At 59.2% G+C, this 19912-nt stretch carries 20 protein-coding genes; 6 read left to right on the forward strand and 14 right to left on the reverse strand.

What is annotated here, in order from left to right; all coding sequences use genetic code 11:
* Positions 1-329: 329 nt before the first annotated feature.
* On the reverse strand, positions 330-476 hold the full coding sequence (locus FHT86_RS13165) for a DUF1127 domain-containing protein (RefSeq protein ID WP_133707259.1): 147 nt from the start codon (positions 474-476) through the stop codon (positions 330-332).
* Between the two features lie 496 nt (positions 477-972).
* Between FHT86_RS13165 and FHT86_RS13170 the strand changes: the two genes are divergently transcribed.
* A complete protein-coding gene (locus FHT86_RS13170) occupies positions 973-1302 on the forward strand; it encodes a DUF6665 family protein (RefSeq protein ID WP_133707260.1) in 330 nt (109 codons plus the stop codon).
* Between the two features lie 99 nt (positions 1303-1401).
* On the opposite strand, the gene FHT86_RS13175 is transcribed toward FHT86_RS13170, so the two are convergent.
* From FHT86_RS13175 to FHT86_RS13200, 6 genes are all read right to left on the reverse strand, one after another.
* Entirely contained in the window at positions 1402-2457 is a 1056-nt protein-coding gene (locus FHT86_RS13175) for an ABC transporter ATP-binding protein (protein ID WP_133707261.1), read from the reverse strand.
* A 30-nt stretch (positions 2458-2487) separates the two neighbouring features.
* Positions 2488-3342, reverse strand: coding sequence for a sugar phosphate isomerase/epimerase family protein (locus tag FHT86_RS13180; protein ID WP_133707262.1), 855 nt, complete (start codon positions 3340-3342; stop codon positions 2488-2490).
* A 45-nt stretch (positions 3343-3387) separates the two neighbouring features.
* Positions 3388-4629 (reverse strand): ROK family transcriptional regulator, encoded by a 1242-nt coding sequence (locus FHT86_RS13185; RefSeq protein WP_133707851.1) that lies wholly within the window; start codon positions 4627-4629, stop codon positions 3388-3390.
* A gap of 64 nt (positions 4630-4693) precedes the next feature.
* Positions 4694-5536: a carbohydrate ABC transporter permease gene (locus FHT86_RS13190; protein ID WP_133707263.1), complete on the reverse strand. Its 843-nt coding sequence runs from the start codon at positions 5534-5536 to the stop codon at positions 4694-4696.
* Positions 5533-6462 (reverse strand): carbohydrate ABC transporter permease, encoded by a 930-nt coding sequence (locus FHT86_RS13195; protein ID WP_133707264.1) that lies wholly within the window; start codon positions 6460-6462, stop codon positions 5533-5535. Before FHT86_RS13195 ends, FHT86_RS13190 begins: the two co-directional genes overlap by 4 nt.
* A gap of 184 nt (positions 6463-6646) precedes the next feature.
* Positions 6647-7945, reverse strand: coding sequence for an extracellular solute-binding protein (locus FHT86_RS13200; protein ID WP_133707265.1), 1299 nt, complete (start codon positions 7943-7945; stop codon positions 6647-6649).
* A gap of 288 nt (positions 7946-8233) precedes the next feature.
* On the opposite strand from FHT86_RS13200, the gene FHT86_RS13205 reads away from it, so the two are divergent.
* On the forward strand, positions 8234-9280 hold the full coding sequence (locus FHT86_RS13205) for a Gfo/Idh/MocA family protein (RefSeq protein ID WP_133707266.1): 1047 nt from the start codon (positions 8234-8236) through the stop codon (positions 9278-9280).
* Positions 9281-9320: 40 nt separating this feature from the next.
* On the opposite strand, the gene FHT86_RS13210 is transcribed toward FHT86_RS13205, so the two are convergent.
* The 3 genes from FHT86_RS13210 to FHT86_RS13220 form a co-directional block, all read right to left on the reverse strand.
* Complete coding sequence (locus FHT86_RS13210; protein WP_133707267.1) at positions 9321-10463, reverse strand: ROK family transcriptional regulator; 1143 nt, start codon at positions 10461-10463, stop codon at positions 9321-9323.
* Positions 10464-10690: 227 nt separating this feature from the next.
* Positions 10691-11566 carry a glutathione-dependent disulfide-bond oxidoreductase gene (yghU, locus tag FHT86_RS13215; protein WP_133707268.1) on the reverse strand — a complete coding sequence of 292 codons (876 nt, stop codon included), beginning with the start codon at positions 11564-11566 and terminating at the stop codon, positions 10691-10693.
* Between the two features lie 258 nt (positions 11567-11824).
* Complete coding sequence (locus FHT86_RS13220) at positions 11825-13534, reverse strand: cellulase family glycosylhydrolase (RefSeq protein ID WP_133707269.1); 1710 nt, start codon at positions 13532-13534, stop codon at positions 11825-11827.
* A 178-nt stretch (positions 13535-13712) separates the two neighbouring features.
* Between FHT86_RS13220 and FHT86_RS13225 the strand changes: the two genes are divergently transcribed.
* On the forward strand, positions 13713-14306 hold the full coding sequence (locus FHT86_RS13225) for a TetR/AcrR family transcriptional regulator (RefSeq protein ID WP_133707270.1): 594 nt from the start codon (positions 13713-13715) through the stop codon (positions 14304-14306).
* Positions 14303-15229 (forward strand): haloalkane dehalogenase, encoded by a 927-nt coding sequence (locus FHT86_RS13230; protein ID WP_133707271.1) that lies wholly within the window; start codon positions 14303-14305, stop codon positions 15227-15229. The genes FHT86_RS13225 and FHT86_RS13230 overlap by 4 nt, the downstream gene beginning before the upstream one ends.
* Positions 15230-15271: 42 nt before the next feature.
* Here FHT86_RS13230 and FHT86_RS38460 read toward each other — a convergent pair whose 3' ends face one another.
* The 4 genes from FHT86_RS38460 to FHT86_RS38030 form a co-directional block, all read right to left on the reverse strand.
* Positions 15272-15529, reverse strand: coding sequence for a cysteine rich repeat-containing protein (locus FHT86_RS38460; protein WP_312862314.1), 258 nt, complete (start codon positions 15527-15529; stop codon positions 15272-15274).
* 36 nt (positions 15530-15565) lie between these two features.
* Entirely contained in the window at positions 15566-16120 is a 555-nt protein-coding gene (locus FHT86_RS13240) for an SH3 domain-containing protein (RefSeq protein WP_246779502.1), read from the reverse strand.
* 61 nt (positions 16121-16181) lie between these two features.
* Positions 16182-17117 (reverse strand): sterol desaturase family protein, encoded by a 936-nt coding sequence (locus FHT86_RS13245; RefSeq protein ID WP_133707273.1) that lies wholly within the window; start codon positions 17115-17117, stop codon positions 16182-16184.
* 78 nt (positions 17118-17195) lie between these two features.
* Complete coding sequence (locus tag FHT86_RS38030) at positions 17196-17741, reverse strand: hypothetical protein (RefSeq protein ID WP_246779503.1); 546 nt, start codon at positions 17739-17741, stop codon at positions 17196-17198.
* On the opposite strand from FHT86_RS38030, the gene FHT86_RS13255 reads away from it, so the two are divergent.
* Both FHT86_RS13255 and FHT86_RS13260 read left to right on the forward strand, forming a co-directional pair.
* Positions 17740-18456: a response regulator gene (locus FHT86_RS13255; RefSeq protein WP_133707274.1), complete on the forward strand. Its 717-nt coding sequence runs from the start codon at positions 17740-17742 to the stop codon at positions 18454-18456. The genes FHT86_RS38030 and FHT86_RS13255 overlap by 2 nt on opposite strands.
* Positions 18456-19811, forward strand: coding sequence for an ATP-binding protein (locus FHT86_RS13260; protein ID WP_133707275.1), 1356 nt, complete (start codon positions 18456-18458; stop codon positions 19809-19811). Before FHT86_RS13255 ends, FHT86_RS13260 begins: the two co-directional genes overlap by 1 nt.
* Positions 19812-19912: the final 101 nt, after the last annotated feature.

Consider the following 19912-nt stretch of genomic DNA (forward strand, 5'->3'; position numbering starts at 1 on the left):
ATCTTGCTCTCGGGTGCCGGACAGTTCTATTTATCCTCTCATGGATTCGGAGCGAAATAGAAACCCGGATAGTGCCCGATAGCTGAGGTCAAATGAACGACAACGTCATCAAATTTCGAAGGCCGAAGCCACCCAGGACACCGCGTCCTGGTTTGCGTAAGTTGCTTGTCGTCATCGTCGTGATCGCGGTTTTCGCCGCCGCCTGGGGATATTTTCAGATCTTTGGTTCGCCTGTGCAGTGAAGTGCGACCATCTGGTAAAACAAAACGCCCGCTGTATGAGAGCGGGCGTCCAAACATCGCACCATCAAGGCGCGAGAGAATTCAATATTACCGTGCGACTGCTTCGCGAGCGATACGCTGGATATCCGAGCGCTCGATACCGAGGTCGTTCAGCTTGCGGTTTGACATGCGACCGAGTTCCGATACGGTCCGACGATACTTGCGCCAGTTGTTGAAGGAATGCGCTACGTTCATGTTCATCCCCTTTCTGCGGGCTTGGAAGAGCGGCCGCCATCCAGGCGCCGCCGTGCTTTCGATGGTTGGAATATAAGGCCTGGCCTTCCCGGTTAACAGCGCCGATCCGTCAACGCACCACCGCAATAAATGCATAACTAATTGTCAATCGCACATTTTTTAGACGATAGCGCTGAGGGTTGTAACGATTATTGCCGGCTGTCTGGCGACCAACTGGTCGAGAATCGGCAGGGAATTTGTAGAATGCGAGGCGATCTGGAACTTCGACAGCATAGTTTTATCGACCGCTCTTGATGAGCGAGACAATCCATATGCTGTATGTGCATATCTGCTGCGAGGCATTGTTGGACGTCCGGTGTACCTTCGCCCCGATGACAAACACCATGGGCAACGCCGTGTCGAAGCTGACGCAAACTGTATCGGAGCATGGCCTTAGCCTATCGATCTGCCGGACATGATCGGGTAACATCATCGCGGAATAAGAGGGTTTCCATCCATGAGCGTTCGTCCGCCGCAATCCCTGAGGCAGTTTCATTCGATTGACAGTGGGTTCAATGTTCTCGAATACGAACTCATGTCCGAGCGCGCAAACTCCCTTGGACGCCACGGCCTGAAGGTCGAGTCTGCGCTTGCGGAGCTACGGGCATGGGATGCAGCCCGCCACAGCGACGTGGACCGAGAAAACCTTGTGGACAGGGCATCCGACGCCGTCTGGGCCTTCTTCATCCAGCGTGAAATCTGCGGCCTTCGAAACGGTCGCGACGTCATTCAACGCTACGCCATCCCCAACGAGGTGCTTGCAAAAGTCGGCGCTGTACGTCGGTGAAACCGGCGGCGCTTTGGACACCAGCCCTGTGGGCGCAGCCTTTCGCGCAGATAATATTGCGCCGCGCCAAACATCGGTCCAGCGTGGGCGCGATGCCGGTCACCAGGCGCGATTGTAACCTATGCTCACGCCGGCATCATCGAAGAGATGGATTGCCGACATGTCAGGGGAAACCCGCAATATCTCCCCCGGGTTGGCGCGAATGCGTTCGCGGAAAACGCAGGTGATGGTCTGTTCGCCCAGCCTGGCGATGATCAGTGTTTCCGATCCGGTCGGCTCCAGCACGACGATGCTGATCTCGATGCCATTGGGATCGAGATGGATGTTTTCCGGGCGTATGCCATAGGTGGAAGCATTGCCGGGCTTGTCGAGCGTCGGAAGTATGACGCCCTCGACTGTCCGAAAGCCATCCGGCGTCATCGTGCCCTTGATGAAGTTCATAGCCGGAGAGCCGATGAAGCCGGCGACGAAGATGTTGTTCGGCCGATCGTAGAGATCGAGCGGCGAACCCATCTGCTCGATTTTGCCGTCGCGCATGACGACGATCTTGTCGGCCATGGTCATTGCCTCGATCTGGTCATGCGTCACGTAGATCGTCGTCGTCTTGAGGCGCTGGTGCAGCTCCTTGATTTCCGAACGCATCTGCACGCGCAGCTTCGCATCGAGGTTCGACAGCGGCTCGTCGAACAGGAACACTGCCGGATCGCGCACGATGGCGCGGCCCATGGCGACGCGTTGACGCTGGCCGCCGGAGAGCTGTTTCGGATAGCGTTCCAGCAGGCTCTCCAGGCCAAGGATGCGCGCTGCCCGATCGACCCTGGCCTTGATGTCCGACCTCGGCATGCGCTTCAGCCGCAGGGAAAAGCCCATGTTCTGCTCTACCGTCATGTGCGGATAGAGCGCGTAATTCTGGAAGACCATCGCGATGTCGCGATCCTTCGGCGGCAGATCGTTGACGACATGCGTCCCGATCTGGATGGCTCCCGAGGTGATGCCTTCCAGGCCGGCGATCATTCGAAGCAGCGTGGACTTGCCGCAACCGGACGGGCCGACCAGAACGACGAATTCGCCGTTCTCGATCTCCATCGACACGCCTTTGATGGCTTTGAAGGCGCCGTAATCCTTGCGCGCATTGTTGACGGATACATTCGCCATTGGTTCCTCCCTTTCCTCTGGACGCGACCGTCAGATCGATTTCAACGTATTGCGCAGGAAGCTCAATCCAAGACGTTCGCCTTCCTTGCGTGCGGAAAGATCCTTGCGGGGCCAACCGTAAGCGGCGTCCTCATGCTCGATCGAGAGCGTGCCGTCGAAACCATAGGATTTTGCCTGGCGGAGGAACTTGTCCCAATCGAGCATGCCCTTGCCGGGCAGCTTGTATTGCCACCAGCCTTTGCCATGATAGCCCACGGCCTGCAGCTGCTCGGCATCGATGGCGGTATCCTTCGCGTGCAGGATGGCGATGCGATCCCTGACGTCGGCAAGCGCTGCGAACGGATCGACACCGATGCGCAGCAGGTGCGACGGATCGAATTCCAGGCCGAAGCGGGGGCTCTTGATCCGGGCGAAGAGTTGTTGCCATCCGTAGGGCGTCGTGCCCACGAAATTGTCCTTCGGGCCGGGCCAATTCTCGATCGCAAATGTGAGGCCACTCGCCTCAGTTGCCTCGATCAGCGCGTTGGCATGGTCTGCGAAGCTGTCGTAATTTTCCTCCTCGCTGGCATCGTCGTTCCGGCCGGGAAAAATGACGAAAATCGGAACCTTCGCCTCGCCGATCGCATGCGCGAACTCCAGGGTTTGGCTGCGTAATTCGGTCCGGCGGCCCACGTCAGCGTCAAGCTGATTGCCGAAGAAGGTGATCGAGGCGACGAACAGACCGCGATCCCGGGCAACGGTCACGGCGCTGGCGACGCGATCGGGAGTCTTGATATGGCCGCCAACGTCGATCTCGATCGCATCGAAACCTGCTTCCCTGGCGAAATCCGCAACCTCCTCAAAAGGTCTGTCGTTGAAAGTCGATGTATAAAAGCCGATCTTCATTGAATTCCTCCTTATTCAAATCGAATGACGGGTTCTAGGATCTCGTCATATGGCGTGTAGGCGATCCATGATCTGCAGTGGCGAGCGGATGCGCTGTTGTGGATCGGCCGACCCGAGCATCAGAGCTGCGGCTGTCGGCATCGCTGCGCCGCCAAGGGCGGCCGCGTCCTCCGACAGCGAGGCGCGATGAATGGACGGCAGGTTGGGGTCCGAGGTCTGCAGATGTTCGTTCACATAGCGCAGGAGCTCGTCGGTCATGCGCACCGGCAAGCGCCCGCCGACGATCACCGCGTCGGGATCGACGATCAGGCCGATGTGGATGACCGCTTCGGCAAGATGCACGCTCATTTGCTTCAGCCAGGACGAAACCAGCTTGCGTCCACGTCCATCGAGCGCCAACAAATCCTGCGGCTTGCTCACCTCAATACCGTGCTTGGCAAGGTGGTCATAGAGGAAGAACAGCGAGAAGATCTCGCCGAGAGGCTGCACCTTCGCACCCTTCGGGTCATTCGGATCGGCGATCGGCAGCCAGCCGATTTCGCCGCTCAGTCCCATCGCGCCGCGATGGCCGACCCCGTCAAGCACCAGCCCGCCGCCGGGGCAAGCGTTGATGGCGATATAGAAAAAACTACGGCTTTCGGCGCCGAGCCCATAGTCCAGCTCGGCCATTGCCGCGGCGTTGGCTTCGTTATCAATGAAGATCGGATGATCCGTGATGGCCTCGATCGCCTTGCGGACATCGAAAGTGGTCCATTGTGCATACTCATCCGGCCGTCCAAGCACCGGAATTTCGCCGAGCCAATCGGGGACAGCAAGGCCGATGCCGGCGATGCGGGCGTCGTCGACGAGCTTGCTGCGTTGGAAATGCGAGATAGCGTCGGCCGTCAACTCGACGAACTCGTCCGGAAGAATGAAGCGTTTCTCGTGGTGCACGCGTCCGCGGACGTTTCCGACCGCATCGACTGCCAGGATGGTCAGATGATCGCGGTCGATATTCACGCCGATCGAGAAACAGGCGTCCGGATTGATCTCCAGCTCGATCGCCGGTTGCCCGCGCAACCCATGACGCCGGCGCGCCTCCATCACAAGTCCTTCGTCAAGCAGCCGGTCGACGATGCGCGCGATCGCTGGCTTCGTAAACCCGGTTTGCCGCGCGATCTCAGCTCGAGAGATCGGCGCATGGCGATGAATGCAGCGCAGGATGACAGCACGGTTGTGCTCGCCGGCATCCTCGACATTGGCGCCGGTCAGGTCGAAGAAATTATGGGCATCGTCGAATTGTCGCATCGTCAAGGCAGCCTCGCGGTATCTCTCGTCCGCCTCGTACACGCAATTCTCTTTGACGGTAACATCATCCTTTCACGGCTCCGCTGGTCATCGCGCCGAGGATCAGCCGCTGCAGGGACAGAAAGGCGACGATGGCGGGAACCACCGAGATCAGGCAGGCCGCCGCCAGCAACTGCACGGAGGAGTCCGTCTGCATGCCTTTGAAGTTGAAGATGCCCACGCCGATCGGCATCAGGTTGTTCTGGGTCAGCAGCAGGAACGGCACCAGGAATTGCGACCAGCCAGCAATCACGGTGATGATGAACACAGAGGCGATGCCGGGTGCCGAAAGCGGCAGAATGATGCGCCAGAAAACCGAGAAGCGGTTGCAGCCGTCGATCATCGCGGCCTCATCGAGGCTCCTCGGAATGCCGTCCACAGCGCTCTTCAGCAGCCATGTCGCCAGCGGCACGCCGAGGGCGATATAGACCATGACCACGGCGAAATGGGTATCGAGCAGCCCGAGCCTGTTCATGTAGCGGTAGAGCGGCACCATGATCACCAGCGGCGAAATCATCTGGAACAATAAAAGCCCCATCATCGAGAGGCCCTTGCCGCGGAAATGAAAGCGGGAAAAGGCGTAGGCCGCCGGCAACGCGACGATCAGGACGCCAAGCCCGCTCAGCGACGCGAGCTTCAGGCCGTTCCAGAGATAGAGCGGGAAATAGCTGTTGCTGAGCACCGAAACGAAGTTGTCGACAGTCGGGTTCTTCGGGATGTAGCGGGCAACGCCGAGATAGATTTCCCGCCGGTCGCGCAAGGCAAGGGACAGCAGATAAGACAACGGCCCGGCAAAAAACACGAACATGACAAGCATGAAGATATAGCTGACGGCATCGCCCCAGCGGCTGCCTGTTCTCACACTCATGTTTCTTCCTCCTTCGGCAGGAACGAGGCGTAAACGAAGGCAAGGCCGAGGCTGATGAACAGCATCAGCACCGAGAGCACACTGCCGCCCGAAAGGTCGTAATTGCGGAAGACGATGTTGAAGACATAGAGCGATATGACCTCGGTCGCCCGGCCCGGCCCGCCCCCCGTCAACGTGATGATGGCGTCGAAGGTATTGAGCGTCATGATGGTGATCAGGATCATGTTGACGAGGATTGCGGCACGCAGTTGCGGCAGGGTTATGAAAACCAGTTGCTGCGTCGAGGATGCGCCATCCACTTCGGCCGCCTCGTAAAGCGACGGATCGACCGCCTTCAGCGCCGCATACATCACGACCATCGAGAAGGCCGTGCCGCGCCAGATATTGGATAGCAGCGCCGACCAGGGCGCGATTGCCGGATCGGAGAGCCAGGCAACCGGCGGAATGTGCATCATGCGCAGGATGCTGTTGAGGGCGCCGTAGGGCGCCTCGCTGAACAGCATTTGCCAGATGATGCCGCCGGCAATGCCGGGCACGACCCAGGCGACAAGCGCTGTCGTGCGCAGGATGGTCGTGCCGAACAGTCCGCGCTTTTCGCCGCGAACGACGACGACCGCGACTGCCAGACCGAGAATCTGCTGGCCGACCACGCTGCCGCCGACGAAGATCAGCGTCGCCCATAGGATGTCGGGCAGTTGCGGCGAGTTGACCACGTTCCTGATCGAATCCAGGGTGTAGCTGGGATTGTCGCCGATCAACGTCGCGTTGGTCAGTGACAGCCGGAAGACGTCGAGCACGGGGTAAAGGTAGAATACGCCGATGACCAGGATGACCGGCATGATCCACGGAAGCGGTGCGCCGGCAAAATCGCGCGGAAGGAACCCGCGTCTTCGGCCCGTCGGGGCCTCCATTGCAATTGGGCTCATCTGCTCTCTCTATCCGAATGTTTCGAATGGACGGTGGCGGCGCCGCCGATGTCGGAGCGCCGCCGCCGATCATCTTTCGGCTGGAGCGTGCGGCTTAGAGGTGGTTTCACCAGCAAGCTGACGAGATGCTCCAGAATCAAAAGAGTAGGACGACCTTTGCGCGTTCAGTTGAACGCGCGGCGCTTTAGAGGCGCTTGTAGGCCTCCATCGTCGCATTGAACGCCGCGTTCAAGGCCTCCTCGGGCGACTTGGTGCCGGAAAGGACGTCGCCCATCATGATCTGAATCTGGTTGGAGATCTCAGGATAGATCGGCGCGCCCGGGCGAGCCTGGCCGTTGGCCAGCGCAGCCGCGAACGTCTTGTTCGCATCGGTTGCAAAGACCGGATATTTGTCGAACAGCGATTTGCGCGTCGGCAGTTGCTGCTGCAGGGCGTTGGCCGGCCCCATATAGACCTCGCGAGCCAGATTGGCGCACATCTCGACCTTTTCCTTGTCCTTGCTGAAGGAGGCGATGGTCCAACCGCCGGTACCGGTCGAGCGCTTGTCCGCAGTCGGACCCGGGATCGGCGAGAAGGTCCATTTGTTGAACTCATCTTCGTCGAGCGTCGCCTTCAACTGGGCATATTGCCAGTTGCCGCCGATGAATAGCGCGGTCGTGCCGGCGGCAGCGGCAGCATTCAGGTCGTCATAATTGCCGATTGTCGTGACGCGCTTCGGCGCGGCGCCAGTATTAACGAGATCCTTGTAGTAGTTCAGGGCTTTCAGGAACTTTTCCTTGTTGTCGCCCTCGCCAAAAACCGGCTTGCCGCTGTCGTCCACCAGTTTGCCGCCGAGCGCCCAGTAGTTCGCCAGCCAGTCGAAGGTGGAACCTTCATAGCGGCCGGCATTGAAGATGACGCCTTCCATGCCCTGGTCCTTGGAGGCAAGGGCAGCTTTCTTCAGGTCGTCCCAGGTCTGCGGCGCGTCCGGAACGATCGATTTGTTGCGATAGAGGACACGCAGGTCGGTATCCCACCACCAGGCGCGGATGGTTCCATCCTTGTCGGTGATGCCATTGCGGATAAAGGGAAAGAGATCGGCGACTTCGTCCTTGCTGAAATAGGGCGAGAAGTCGGCAAGCACATGATTGATCATGAATTGCGATAGCACGAAGGAGTCGACCGCCGCACAATCCGGCGCATTGCCGGCTTTGGCTTGTTCGAGCATTTTCGCCTGTTCGGTGCCGATGTCGGCGGACATGAACTGCATTTGCAGCTTCCAGTCCGGATATTTCTTGATGAATTCCACAAACAACTTCTGATAGCCATCGGCAATGGCCGGATCGGCATTGTTCGGACTGTCATTCGTCAGGCGGACGACCAAAGACTTCGGAGCCTTCTCCAACCCTATTCTGTCTTTTGTCGCCAACTCCTGGGCATAGCCGGACTGCACTGCAAATAGCATCGTGCTCAGCGCCAAGGCGCTGACAATAGACTTCATCATGATGGGTCTCCTCCCCCATTTTGGCGAATACAGCAGGTTTGATCTGTTGACCTATCCTCATTTCCGTGCTGCATTGATTAGATTAAGTTACTTTGTTTTGATGTCAAGCCGGAACCTGGGAGGAGCGGAAAATGGCGATTTTTGCGAAGACATAGCGCCCGGCGACATAGCTGAAAGGTCACGTCAATCAACTTTTGAACGGCAAAGCGGAACTGCTTTTTGCTGCGGCTATCGTGTGTTCGAGCTTGAGTGCTCGGCCGCGGAACGACGATCCTATGGGAGGATATCATGCGCTTACTTATTCTCGGCACCGGCGGAATGGCCGACAAGCACGCATCAAGTTTCAAGGCGATCGAAGGTGTGAGCGTTGTCGGCGGCGTCGACATCGTTCCCGAGCGGCTGGCGGCCTTCTGCAGCCTCCATGGCATACCCAATCAATTCAGCTCTCTCGAAGAAGCGCTTGCTTGGGGAGAGTTCGATGCGGTCGCCAATGTGACGCCGGACCGCGTCCACCACCCGACTACTATGCAGGCGATCGCGGCCGGCAAGCATGTCTTCTGCGAAAAGCCGCTTGCGACCGATGCCGTCAAGGCGATGGAAATGACGGAAGCGATGGAGAAATCCGGCAAAGTCGGCATGGTGAATTTCACCTATCGCAACTCCCCTGCACTGCAGAAGGGCCGGCAGATGGTGCTCGCCGGCGAGATCGGCGCCGTCCGCCATGTCGAGGCGTCGCACCTGCAAAGCTGGCTGGTCGGCAACGCCTGGGGCGACTGGAAGACCGAAAGCAAGTGGCTATGGCGCCTGAGCAAGAAACACGGCTCCAACGGCGCGCTGGGCGATATCGGCATCCACATCGTCGATTTCACGTCCTATGGCTCGGGGCTCGACGTGGCCCACGTTTTCGGCCGGCTGAAAACCTTCGCCAAGGCGCCTGGCGATAAGATCGACGAATATGATCTCGATGCCAATGACAGCTTCACGATGAATGTCGATTTCACCACTGGCGCGATCGGGACGATCCAAGCGACCCGTACGGCGGCCGGCCAGCTCGACCAGCTGCGGCTGCGCGTCTATGGCGAGACCGGTTCGATCGAAATGATCTACGACACCGGCAAATCGACCCTGCGCGCCTGCCTCGGCGACGATGTCCATACCGCCACATGGCGCGATATTCCGTTCGACCCGGTCGAAACCAACTACCAGCGCTTCGTCCAAGCCGTCAGGGCCGGCAAGACCCAGGAACCGTCCTTCCGCCGCGCCGCCAATATCCAGAAGGTGCTCGACAAAGCGCTCGCCTCCGATCTCAGCCACAGGGACGAAGAGGTCGCGTAGCTCAGCAATGTGCCCGGTCGAAATAGGCCGGGCACATCGCTCATCCCGCCGATGGCGATGGCAACAGCGCGTCGAAGAACGGCAGCAATGCGGCCCCGATCGCAATTCCGCCACCGTCGAAGCTCGCCGGCCTGATGGGCGATATCCACGGGGTGATGAACGGACGAATAGTTGTATTGCGGCGCTCGATCGACATTTGATGGATGAGCGCCTCGATCATGCCGCGCGGCAGATCACCGCCGATGAGAATAGCCCCCGGAGCGAGGAACCCTGCTGTCGCGACAATGGCGTCGAGCAGATGGCCGGCGGCGTTTTTCACCCAATCCGAAACCGCCGCCGACATCGGCAATTCCTCTCCCGCCAGAAGCGTGGCGAACTCCTCTGCCGACAGGCAGGTCTGCAGCGCTCGTAAACCGACGATGCTGTCGAGCCGAACATGGTCGGGACCCGTCCGCATGGCGCCGATGCTGCCTGCCCGGCCATGCATGCCGGCAAAAGGCACGCCGCGCACGAGAAGCGCCGCCTCCACGGTGTCGTCGATGATGATCATCACGAGGCCGCCTTCTGGCATCGGTGCGCCGATGGTACGTTCGGCAAGCACCGCCGCCACGCAATCGCGTTCGGCAAGGACACGGAGCGGCCGGGAATCAAGTGCTATTTGTCCAATGTTGATTTCATCCGCTGAGCCGGTGGCAATCCCGATGCCAAGCAGACGATGCGCCGCCGTATCGCCGGCCAGAAGATCGCGCGCCGCCTTTTCAAGGCCGACGGGCAGATCGTTCGTCAGGTCAAGCTTTACCCGCTCTCGAATCTGCCCGCTGAGATCGACCAGCACAGCTTCCGGGCGAGCCCCGCCCAACCGGACGCCGATGGAAAAGGCACCATCCGGATTGAGCGCAAATTCGGTGGACGAAGCACCCTTGGCCGCATCCCTGCGTCGTCGGGAGGTCACGAGCCCATCTTCGCTCAGCCGCCGCAATATGTTGGTGATGCCCGGTCCGCTGAGACCGGTCCGCTGTCCCAGTTCGAGCCTCGTCAATGGACCGTAGCGACGAATGGCTTCAAGGATGACACGGAAATTCCGGTCGGCGATCTCGGTCGATCGAAGACCGACTTTTTTCGACGCCGTCACGCCAAGATCGACGCGCGCGCGCCCTCGCACATCTGACCGGGGATGCCGCATGAACTCTCTTCTCTGCCACACTTCGGCACATGATATCACCGATGCCTTTTAACATTGGAACATCTCTTGTCGAGACGGCACCAAAATGCCTTGTCGACGGCAAATCGAGACCTTAGCGGCCGTTTCATAGAGATTGCATGCGGAAGTCAATCGACCGGCCATACCTCGTTGCGTGCTCACAAGCTGGGCGTAACAACGCCCAGCTTTGGCTCGAACGAGAAGATTGTTCAGCTCGCAGCCGCGAGCTTGTCCTGCGTCTTGGTTTCGAAATCGCTGGCGTCATGGCGCTCATGCAACTGGCTGGACGGCTCGCCGGACATCCGGTTGACCATCCGTCCGCGTTTCACCGCCGGGCGCTCGAAAATCGCATCCGCCCAGCGCTGGACGTTCTTGTAATCCTGCACCTGAAGGAACTCGGCCGCACCATATTGCCAGCCCTTGACCAGACCGCCGTACCAGGGCCAAACGGCGATATCGGCGATCGTGTAGTCCTCACCGGCCAGATATTCGCTCTCGGCAAGGCGGCGATCGAGCACGTCGAGCTGGCGCTTGACCTCCATGGCAAAGCGGTCGATCGCATATTCGATCTTCGTCGGCGCGTAAGCGTAGAAATGACCGAACCCGCCGCCGAGATAAGGCGCGCTTCCCATCTGCCAGAACAGCCAAGAAAAGCATTCGGCACGCGCGGCGGCGTCGGTCGGCAGGAAGGCGCCGAACTTTTCGGCGAGATAGGTCAGGATCGAACCGGACTCGAAGACCCGGATCGGCGTCGGGCCGCTACGGTCCATGAGAGCCGGTATTTTAGAGTTTGGATTGACCTCGACGAAGCCGCTTCCGAACTGCTCACCTTCGCCGATCTTGATCAGCCACGCGTCATATTCCGCGCCGCTATGGCCGAGGGCCAGCAGCTCTTCGAGCATGATCGTGACTTTCACGCCATTCGGCGTTGCAAGCGAATAAAGTTGGAGGGGATGGCGGCCGACCGGCAGATCCTTGTCATGGGTCGGTCCTGCGATCGGGCGGTTGATATTCGCGAACTGGCCTCCACTCGCCTTGTTCCAAGTCCAGATTTTCGGCGGCGTATAGTCGGAAGAACCGGTCATGCTCAAACTCCTGCTATTTGACAAGGGACGTACAATCGATGTCGCTTCGATGTTCTGCTATGCACCTAGCAGAGGCGGCGACGTTTTGTCAGCGCTATGAACGCCGCTTCACGTAACATTGTTTGGGTGTCGATAGGCTCAGTCACCTCTCTATGGCGCCCGTTTGGCAATGTGATTCTGAGGGATGATTGAGGCTTGCAGATCGGGTGCAGCATGTGTGCGGCACGGCATGACCGTTGGGGACCCGCGCTTCCTATTTTATTCACCGAACGTCAGGCCGGAAAAATCGGGGGCACCGGCGGTCGATTTGACGATCAGGACATTACGGCCCTTACGGACCTGCTGGACAGTGGCCGCCATGTGGGACCATCCGCGGGCATTGACCGAAACGGTCTTTTTCGGGCCATCATTGAGCGACAGGCTCAGCGTGCCAGACCCTCTGGCGCGGATCACAAGATGCAGGGTATAGGCACCGTCGGAATCGAAGGTGTAGCTCAGCCATTCGCCCGGCTGCATACGGCTAACCGAATAGCCGTCGATCGATAGGGCGATATCGACGCTATCATTGCGGTAGGCCGCGCCTTTTTTTGCTTTTCGGCGAGAACCGCCGGGCGCGATGTCATGGTAAGCGACGCCGTTCCTGCCCATGTCGTAATCAACCGCTTCGATCGTCCCTCCCTCCCGGGTGATCTTATGGCTCCTGAACGGAGCCGGCCGGTCGCTATGCGAGGCCCGGAATAGGGCATCAATTACGTCCGGGTGCTGGACGTTCTTATCAAACCGGCTGTCGGCCGCCAGCCGCATCAACCCGGCGAAGGCCGCGTCAGCCTTGGGCTTCTTGCCTTCACCGCGCAAATAGCTGGCGAGACTGCGGTAATTGCTATTGGCAGGAATTTCGAGCGGATTGTTGATACCGATCTTCTTCAGCGGCCACATAGCCCAGCCGATATCGTTCTTCTCTGCCAGTTCGATAGCGCGGGCATACCAATCATTGGAGTTCTCGCCTGTCTCGCCGTTCCACAGCGGCATGTCGTATTGCGCACGCAGCTTGAGAAAGGGCTCGATCGTCTCCTGCGTCGTGGCGGTCCAGTATTTGTGGAAGCTTAGCGCCGTGTTGCGGTCGTCAATGGGTAGCAGACCGGCATAGTTGTTACCCCAGCAATTGCCTTCGATGATCAGCATATGGTTGGTATCGACGGCACGTATCGCACGGATGGTGCGCTCATAAAGGTCCCGCAGCGGCTTATTGCCGGTTTCGCGGCAGCCGTGAGTATCGGTTTTATCCTGAAAACCCCAATTCGGTTCATTGAGCAGATCGTAACCGGCAATCGTCGGCTCGTCCTTGTAGCGCCGGGCGATTTCGGTCCACAGCGCGATCATCTTTGCTTGATTGTCACCACTCCCCCACAGGGATGGCTTTTGGGGATTGCGATCGGAAATCGCCGGGTCATTGCCCTGACCGCCGGGCGCGGCATGCAGATCGAGGATCAGGAGCATGTGATTGGCCTTCAGCCAGGCGATCAGGGCGTCGACGCGCCGAAATCCCTCTTCGTTCCAGACGATTTTGCTGGGGCCACTCTTGCGTGGCATGTCTTTGATGAACAGATTCCAATGCATCGGCAGGCGCACGCTGTTGAAGCCCCAACCTGCCATCGCGTCGATATCGGCTTTCGTAACGGCATTGTCGCGCCACGACTGATAGAACTGCTCGGCCCTCCGCGCACCGACGATCTTGGAAATGCGGCTGCGGATGACGTGCTCGGCGCCCAGATTAGGTAGTCCCAGCATATAGCCTTCCTGGACCATCCATCCGCCCAGCCCCATGCCGCGCAAGATCAGCGGCTTGCCGTTACCGTCGACGATCCGCTGGCGATCGGCATGAACGAACCCTTCTGCGTGAGCTTCGGGCGAAAGGACGGCCAAAGACACGGCCGACAGGGCGATAAAGGCAAGCAGACAGCGTTTCATCGGCGCATCCAGTGTTTTCACAACTTTGGCGCCGGATTGGGCCAAAGCAAGGCCATATGCCAGAGCCGATCCCGATATCTGCTCCCAGCGGCTCGCTTTGCCGACGCGATTCATCACAAATTCGATCCCCATCAACGAGACCGTTGACAAAAAATACGGTCGTACGTATTAGATAGTCATGGCTAAACATTCTCACCGCGAGTCAATTCTTGAGGCTGGCCGCAAGGTCATGTTTCGCAAGGGCTACATAGGCGCCGGCGTCCGCGATATCGTTGCGGAGGCGTCGGTCCCCCAAGGATCCTTCACGAATCATTTTCGCTCCAAGGAGGAATTCGTGAGGGAGGTGCTGGACAGGTACTTCAGCGACCTCCAACGCGCGGTGGAGGAAACGCTTGGGCGCAAGGATCTACCACCTCGGCGACGGATTGAGCGGTATTTGGAACTTATCACCGGCCGATTGGCTGACGACGGCTTCCGCCGAGGGTGCTTGATCGGCGATCTCAGCCTTGAAGCCGCCCCGCAAAGCGAGATGCTTCGCACGCGACTGATGGAGATTTTCTCAGAATGGTCAGCAGCTTTCGCTGTATGCATTGAAGAGGGTCAGGCATCGGGAGAAATTGCGGACACGTTTTCCCCTATCGACTTGGCCGAATTTCTCCTCTCGGCATGGGAGGGTGCGATCCTTCGTATGAAGGTCTCGCGTAACGCCCAGCCGCTCGAGCGTTTCAAAATGATCGTTTTGGCCACTGTATTGAAGGACCAGTCGCTATGAGACCTGATGTCAGCTTGCCGCTTCGTCCCGTCCTGGATTCCGAAATGGCCTATCGAGAAGCCGGTAGAACGGATGCTCCCGTGGCTCTCTTCCTACATGGCAATCCCACCTCCTCTTATATCTGGCGCAACATCATTCCGTTGGTCGCGGACGTCGCACATTGCATCGCGCCTGACCTGATCGGTTTTGGACAATCAGGCAAACCGGACATTGCGTATCGTTTCGAGGATCACGTGCGTTACCTCGACGCCTTCATTTCGGAAATGGCGATAGGCTCCGCCTACCTCGTCGCACAGGATTGGGGAACAGCACTGGCGTTCCATCTTGCCGCGCGTCGCCCCGACTTCGTGCGGGGTCTGGCATTTATGGAATTCACCCGACCGGTTCCAACTTGGGAGGAATTTTTGCGAGATAAAGCCGAGCGCGAGATCTTTCGCAGGTTTCGGACTCCGGGAGAGGGTGAGAAACTGATTCTCGAGGATAACGCCTTCATCGAAGGCGTGCTTCCGGGCGCAACGGTTCGCAAATTTAGCGAAGAGGAAATGGCTGTCTATCGCGCGCCGTTCATGACGCCGCAATCGCGGCGGCCGACATGGCGTTTTCCGAATGAACTGCCGATCGCCGGCGAACCGGCCGATGTCTATGCTACTCTGGAACGCGCGCATGAGGCGTTATCGGCGTCCCTATATCCGAAACTTCTGTTTGCCGCCGAACCAGGCGCTCTTGTGTCCCCTGCCGTGGCCGAGGAATTTGCACTTCGGCTTCACAATTGCAGGCTGGTGAAACTCGGATCAGGACTTCATTATCTCCAGGAAGACCATCCGGAAATCATCGGCGAAACGGTTGCAGAGTTCATCGCCGAAATCGAGGCCGAAGGCTTTGCTCGGCCGGAAGCCGCCGATCTGGGTAGAGTACGGACTTGAAGAATTGGCATCATCGACGGCCACCTGGTTGAGCCAGCGCCGCTATTGCTTCCGACTTGCCACGAGCTTTGCGATCGTTGTTGCGCAGGGCGTGGAAAGCTGATCCTTCTGAGTCTTGATGCATTGGATAAGCCGGCCGCCGCCCGGAGCGATACCTGGGCACAAGCGACTGATATCGGCTTTGCAATCCGCACGGAGCTGAAGTTTCTGGGAAAGAGAAAGCTCCTGTGCCGATACGCTGGTGGCAACAAGAGCAAGGAGGAGCGGAAGATATTTCTGCATGGGACGACCCTTTTCCATAAGGAGTAGAGAGATTGAAAGCGGCGGTCTGCCAGATCAGTACCGGCTGATCGCGCCGTGACGGACGTAGATGCCGCCGTAAGGTCCGCGCGTCACAACCGTTCCGGAGCAGAAATTGGGACCGCAGCCACCGACGACCGCACGGCCGGCAGGAGCGAAATATGGACCGGCACGATAATAGGTGTTCCACTGGCCGTACCAGGGGCGCCCAACAAAATAGCTATGCCAATAAGCCTGGTTGAAGGTTACGACACCGATACCGACAACCGGAGCGATGGCAGGTGTGACGACGACAGGCGCGCCGTGATAGATGATCTGGACATAATTGGCTGCGATCCAGCCGCGTTCCCTGCCCCAACTGATGTCACACCAGGCCGAATTGGCCGTGCAGCCATGGACGGTGATCGCAGCCCGCGTCGGCAGCGCCGTGACGATGGGATAACCAGTGCTGGGGCCGGCCCGCAGATTGACCGTGGTGACGACGACGGCCGGTGTCGCTGCCTCTGCCATAACCGGCATCAGGGCCAAAAAGGACGCCACCAGCGTCGTCAGCACAAGCGGCAAGGCCATTCTCAATTGTTTCAGAGTCATTGTCTTTCCTCGTGATGGATAGATCCAGGCGAAAGTTCTGCCGGTGATCACGCTTCTTGGCTCACTCGCCGGGAGCGATGGCGGTTTGAGCATTATCGTTCTCCGGGGAACGCCGGCGTTTCACCGAACCAGGTGGCGCAAACAGGACGCGAAGTTTTTCGGTCAGCGACGTACTTGCTTTGAGGTCGCGCGCGATCGCCGCCCATTCGCCAAACGCGACGCGCAGGGGATTGTAGGACCGCATAACGCCGACCAGGCCATAGCGCAGCTTCTCGTCGCCCGGCGCCTCGGCGAAGGTGCCGAACAACCGGTCGAAGACAATCAGGACGCCACCATAATTCTTGTCGAGGCAGCTAGCGTTGGACGCATGATGAACCCGGTGGTGCGTCGGTGTGTTCAGCACCCATTCGAGCGGACCCAACCGCGGCGAGAGCTCCGTGTGAATGAAGAACTGATAGAGCAGGTTGATGCCAAGCATTGCGACGATCGCGAAGGGATGGAACCCGATCCATGCCAGCGGCACGAAAAACAGGAAATTTCCGGAGATATTGCCAGTCCAGCCGAGCCGGACGGCGGCCGTGAAATTCAGCCTGGTTGGCGAATGATGAACGGAATGCGTCGCCCACATCCAGCGAATGCGATGCGATGCCCGGTGGTGCCAGTAGTAGACGAACTCGGCAGCCACAAAGAGCGCCGCGATCGAGAGCGGGGATGCCGCACTGAAGTCGAATAGCCGATGTTCATAGGCGAGAGCGAAGGGCAATGCGACCAGCAGCGCTTCGAACGGCCGCAGGATATTGTGGCCGATCGCGATCACCAGCGAGGTCGCGCTTTCGGAAAGGTCGTGGGTTTCGTCATCATGGTGAATGAGCCGGCTGAGTAGATATTCCAGCACCATGAAGGCGATAGCGACCGCCAAAATCGTCAATCGAAGGGTCGGATGAGTCAAACCGTCAAGCAGGGTCGGATGGGCGAGGCTATTAAAATGAGACAACATGGCAGGCCTCAAGATCACGAGAATAGGGGAAGGCACCGAGCGAAGCTTATTGGGGGCCAATCGCCCGGTGCCTCTGCCTCAGCGCGATACGGTCGCTTGGCGAGTAACCGTGCCGCCCCGAGGCCCCGTGGTCGTACGGCTGCCCGTGCAAACGCCGCCCGCACACGAAACAGAACCCTGGCGGCTGACAGTTCGCCCATAAGGTCCGGTCGCTGTGGCCTGACGCGAGCATGTTCCGTTGGCACAGCTGCCCGTCGCATGAAAGTGCGACACTCCGCGCCAGCCGTAAGCCCAGCCATCACGCGTCCAGGCATTGGCATCAGCAGCAACGCCCACCGAGAAAAGGGCTGCGACGGCAGTCAGGGTGAGAAACTTCTTCATCGCGTTATCCTCCTTGGATACATAGGGGTCGCGACCGCGTGCTCGGACCCGTTCCGACCACTTGGTCGAACTGAGATCACCGCCGAATGGCAGGACCGATGCCAAGCAGAATGCGCGCTCCACGTAAGCGACGTTTGTTTCCAATGTACTGTTTTTATGCATTTCGTCAGCGGCTTGTAACAGTTTGTAAAATATGGCCGAAAGCCTTGCTTCTTTTGCCTCAATCGCTGACAAATCGGCCATGGAGACAAATATAGCCACCATTCTTATTGTCGAAGACGATCCGGACATTCGCCGGCTGGTCGGGGCTTTACTTGGTGCTGAGGGTTTTAACATCGAAGAGGCCGAAAATGCCGTCGCGATGGATGAAGTCCTTTCGCGGACGAGACCCGATCTCATTGTCCTCGACCTGATGCTGCCGGGAGAAGACGGGCTATCGATCTGTCGCCGCCTGCGGACAGCGGACATTTTGCCGATCCTGATGCTCACCGCAAAGGGTGATGAAATCGATCGCGTCGTCGGGCTGGAAATGGGTGCCGATGATTATCTGGTGAAACCGTTCGGCCCGCGGGAACTGCTCGCCCGTGTCCGGGCCTTGCTCCGGCGAGCGAATGCCAAGGCGCCTGCGCTGCCATCGCGTCGCCTGGCCTTCGACCGCTTCATCGTCGATCTTGATGCCCGGCAGCTGACGGACACCACCGGCGTCGGATTGACGCTCACCAGCGCCGAATTCGATTTGCTGGCATGCTTCGTGCAGAGACCGCGTCGTGTTCTGACACGCGACCAGATCCTGGACTGGACGCGCGGACGTGCGGCCGATCCCTTTGACCGCACCATCGACATGCTGGTCTCGCGCGTCCGCAAGAAGCTTGACGCCGCGAGCCCGGATTCGAAGCTGATCAGCACAGTCCGCAACGGCGGCTATCTTTTCACCGCAGTCGTCAAAACGGTGTCGTGATGCGCCATCTCAGCGTCGCCGGCCGCATTACGATGATCATCGTTATCGCTCTCGTGGCTGTCTGGTTGTTCGCGATCGCCAACTACTATCGCTCGCACAATCTGGAGGGTCAAAATGTTCGTCCGGCGCCACGGCAGATCGCTGCGATTGCCGAGCTCATCGAGCAGACGCCGGATGAACGGCGGCTTCTCGTCGTCGACGCTCTCCGATCGAACATTCTCGATGTCAGATTGGAAAATGACGCGGACCGCACCTATAGTACCGGCGAACCGGCCGAGATCGATGAAAGGCTTATGAGGTCTTACGCGCCCGACCTGGATGGCCGTGCCTTCACGGTCGCGTCCGTGCCGATCCCGGGCAACAGGCCGCGAATTGCCCTTCTTTCGGCCAGAGTGCGAACCTTCCTCGAATTTCGCATCGCCTTGAAAACCGGCGGCACCCTCATCGTCGACAATAAGAGTCCCGTGGCCATCTCGCCGCTTGGGCTGCCGGTCGGGCTTGGTGCCGGCATATTCGGGACACTGGTTGCTCTTGTTGCGCTTATCACCATGTATCGCGAAACGCGGCCGTTGACCCAGCTCGCGCGCGCCGTTGACCGCATCGATCTTGCCGGAGTGCCGATCAGCTTGCCCCGCGTGCGCTCCGGCGCGGGGGAAATCCACGCGTTGATTGCGGCCTTCGATCGCCTGCAGACCCGCCTGTCGCAGCTATTGCGGTCCCGCATGGCCATGCTCGGCGGGATTTCCCATGATGTCCGCACCTTCGCCACGCGTCTGCGCCTGCGCGTCGATCTCATCCCGGAAGGTGCGGAACGGGATCGGGCCATCAGTGATATCTCCGACATGATCCGGCTGCTGGACGATGCGCTTCTCGCCAGTCGCGCCGGTGCCGGCGAGCTTGCGGAAGAACTTCTGGAATTCGATGAACTCGTCCGCGCCGAAGTTGAGGACCGCCGTGCCGCAGGAGCGATGATAGATGTCCATATCGACGAAAATGCCGTCGCCGCGACTGTACTTGGCGACCGCCTCGCCCTGCGTCGCGTGGTCTCCAACCTTGCGGACAACGCCTTGAAATACGGTGGGAGCGCCCATTTAAGCTTGCGCGCCAAACAGGAGAAACTGGTCCTGACGGTGGATGACGAGGGGGCCGGCATTCCCCCGGAGCTTCGGGACGTCCTTCTGGAGCCATTCGTGCGCATCGAAACCTCCCGCAGCCGGAATACAGGTGGCGCCGGGCTCGGCCTTGCGATTGTCCGCAATCTCATCGAGGCGCATGAAGGCACGGTAACCATCGGCGATGCACCGAAGGGCGGAGCCCGCATCACCGTCGAGCTTCCGCTTTTCGTGGCCGCATAACGGATGAAACGTTTGGCGACCTGGCACGGCCATAAATCGTTGCAGCTCATTGACGAAACACTTGCAAACGGTGCACCCCTGCTGCTGCGGGTGGTTGAGAG

This window comes from Rhizobium sp. BK313, from assembly GCF_014193655.1.
Lineage (GTDB): Bacteria > Pseudomonadota > Alphaproteobacteria > Rhizobiales > Rhizobiaceae > Rhizobium.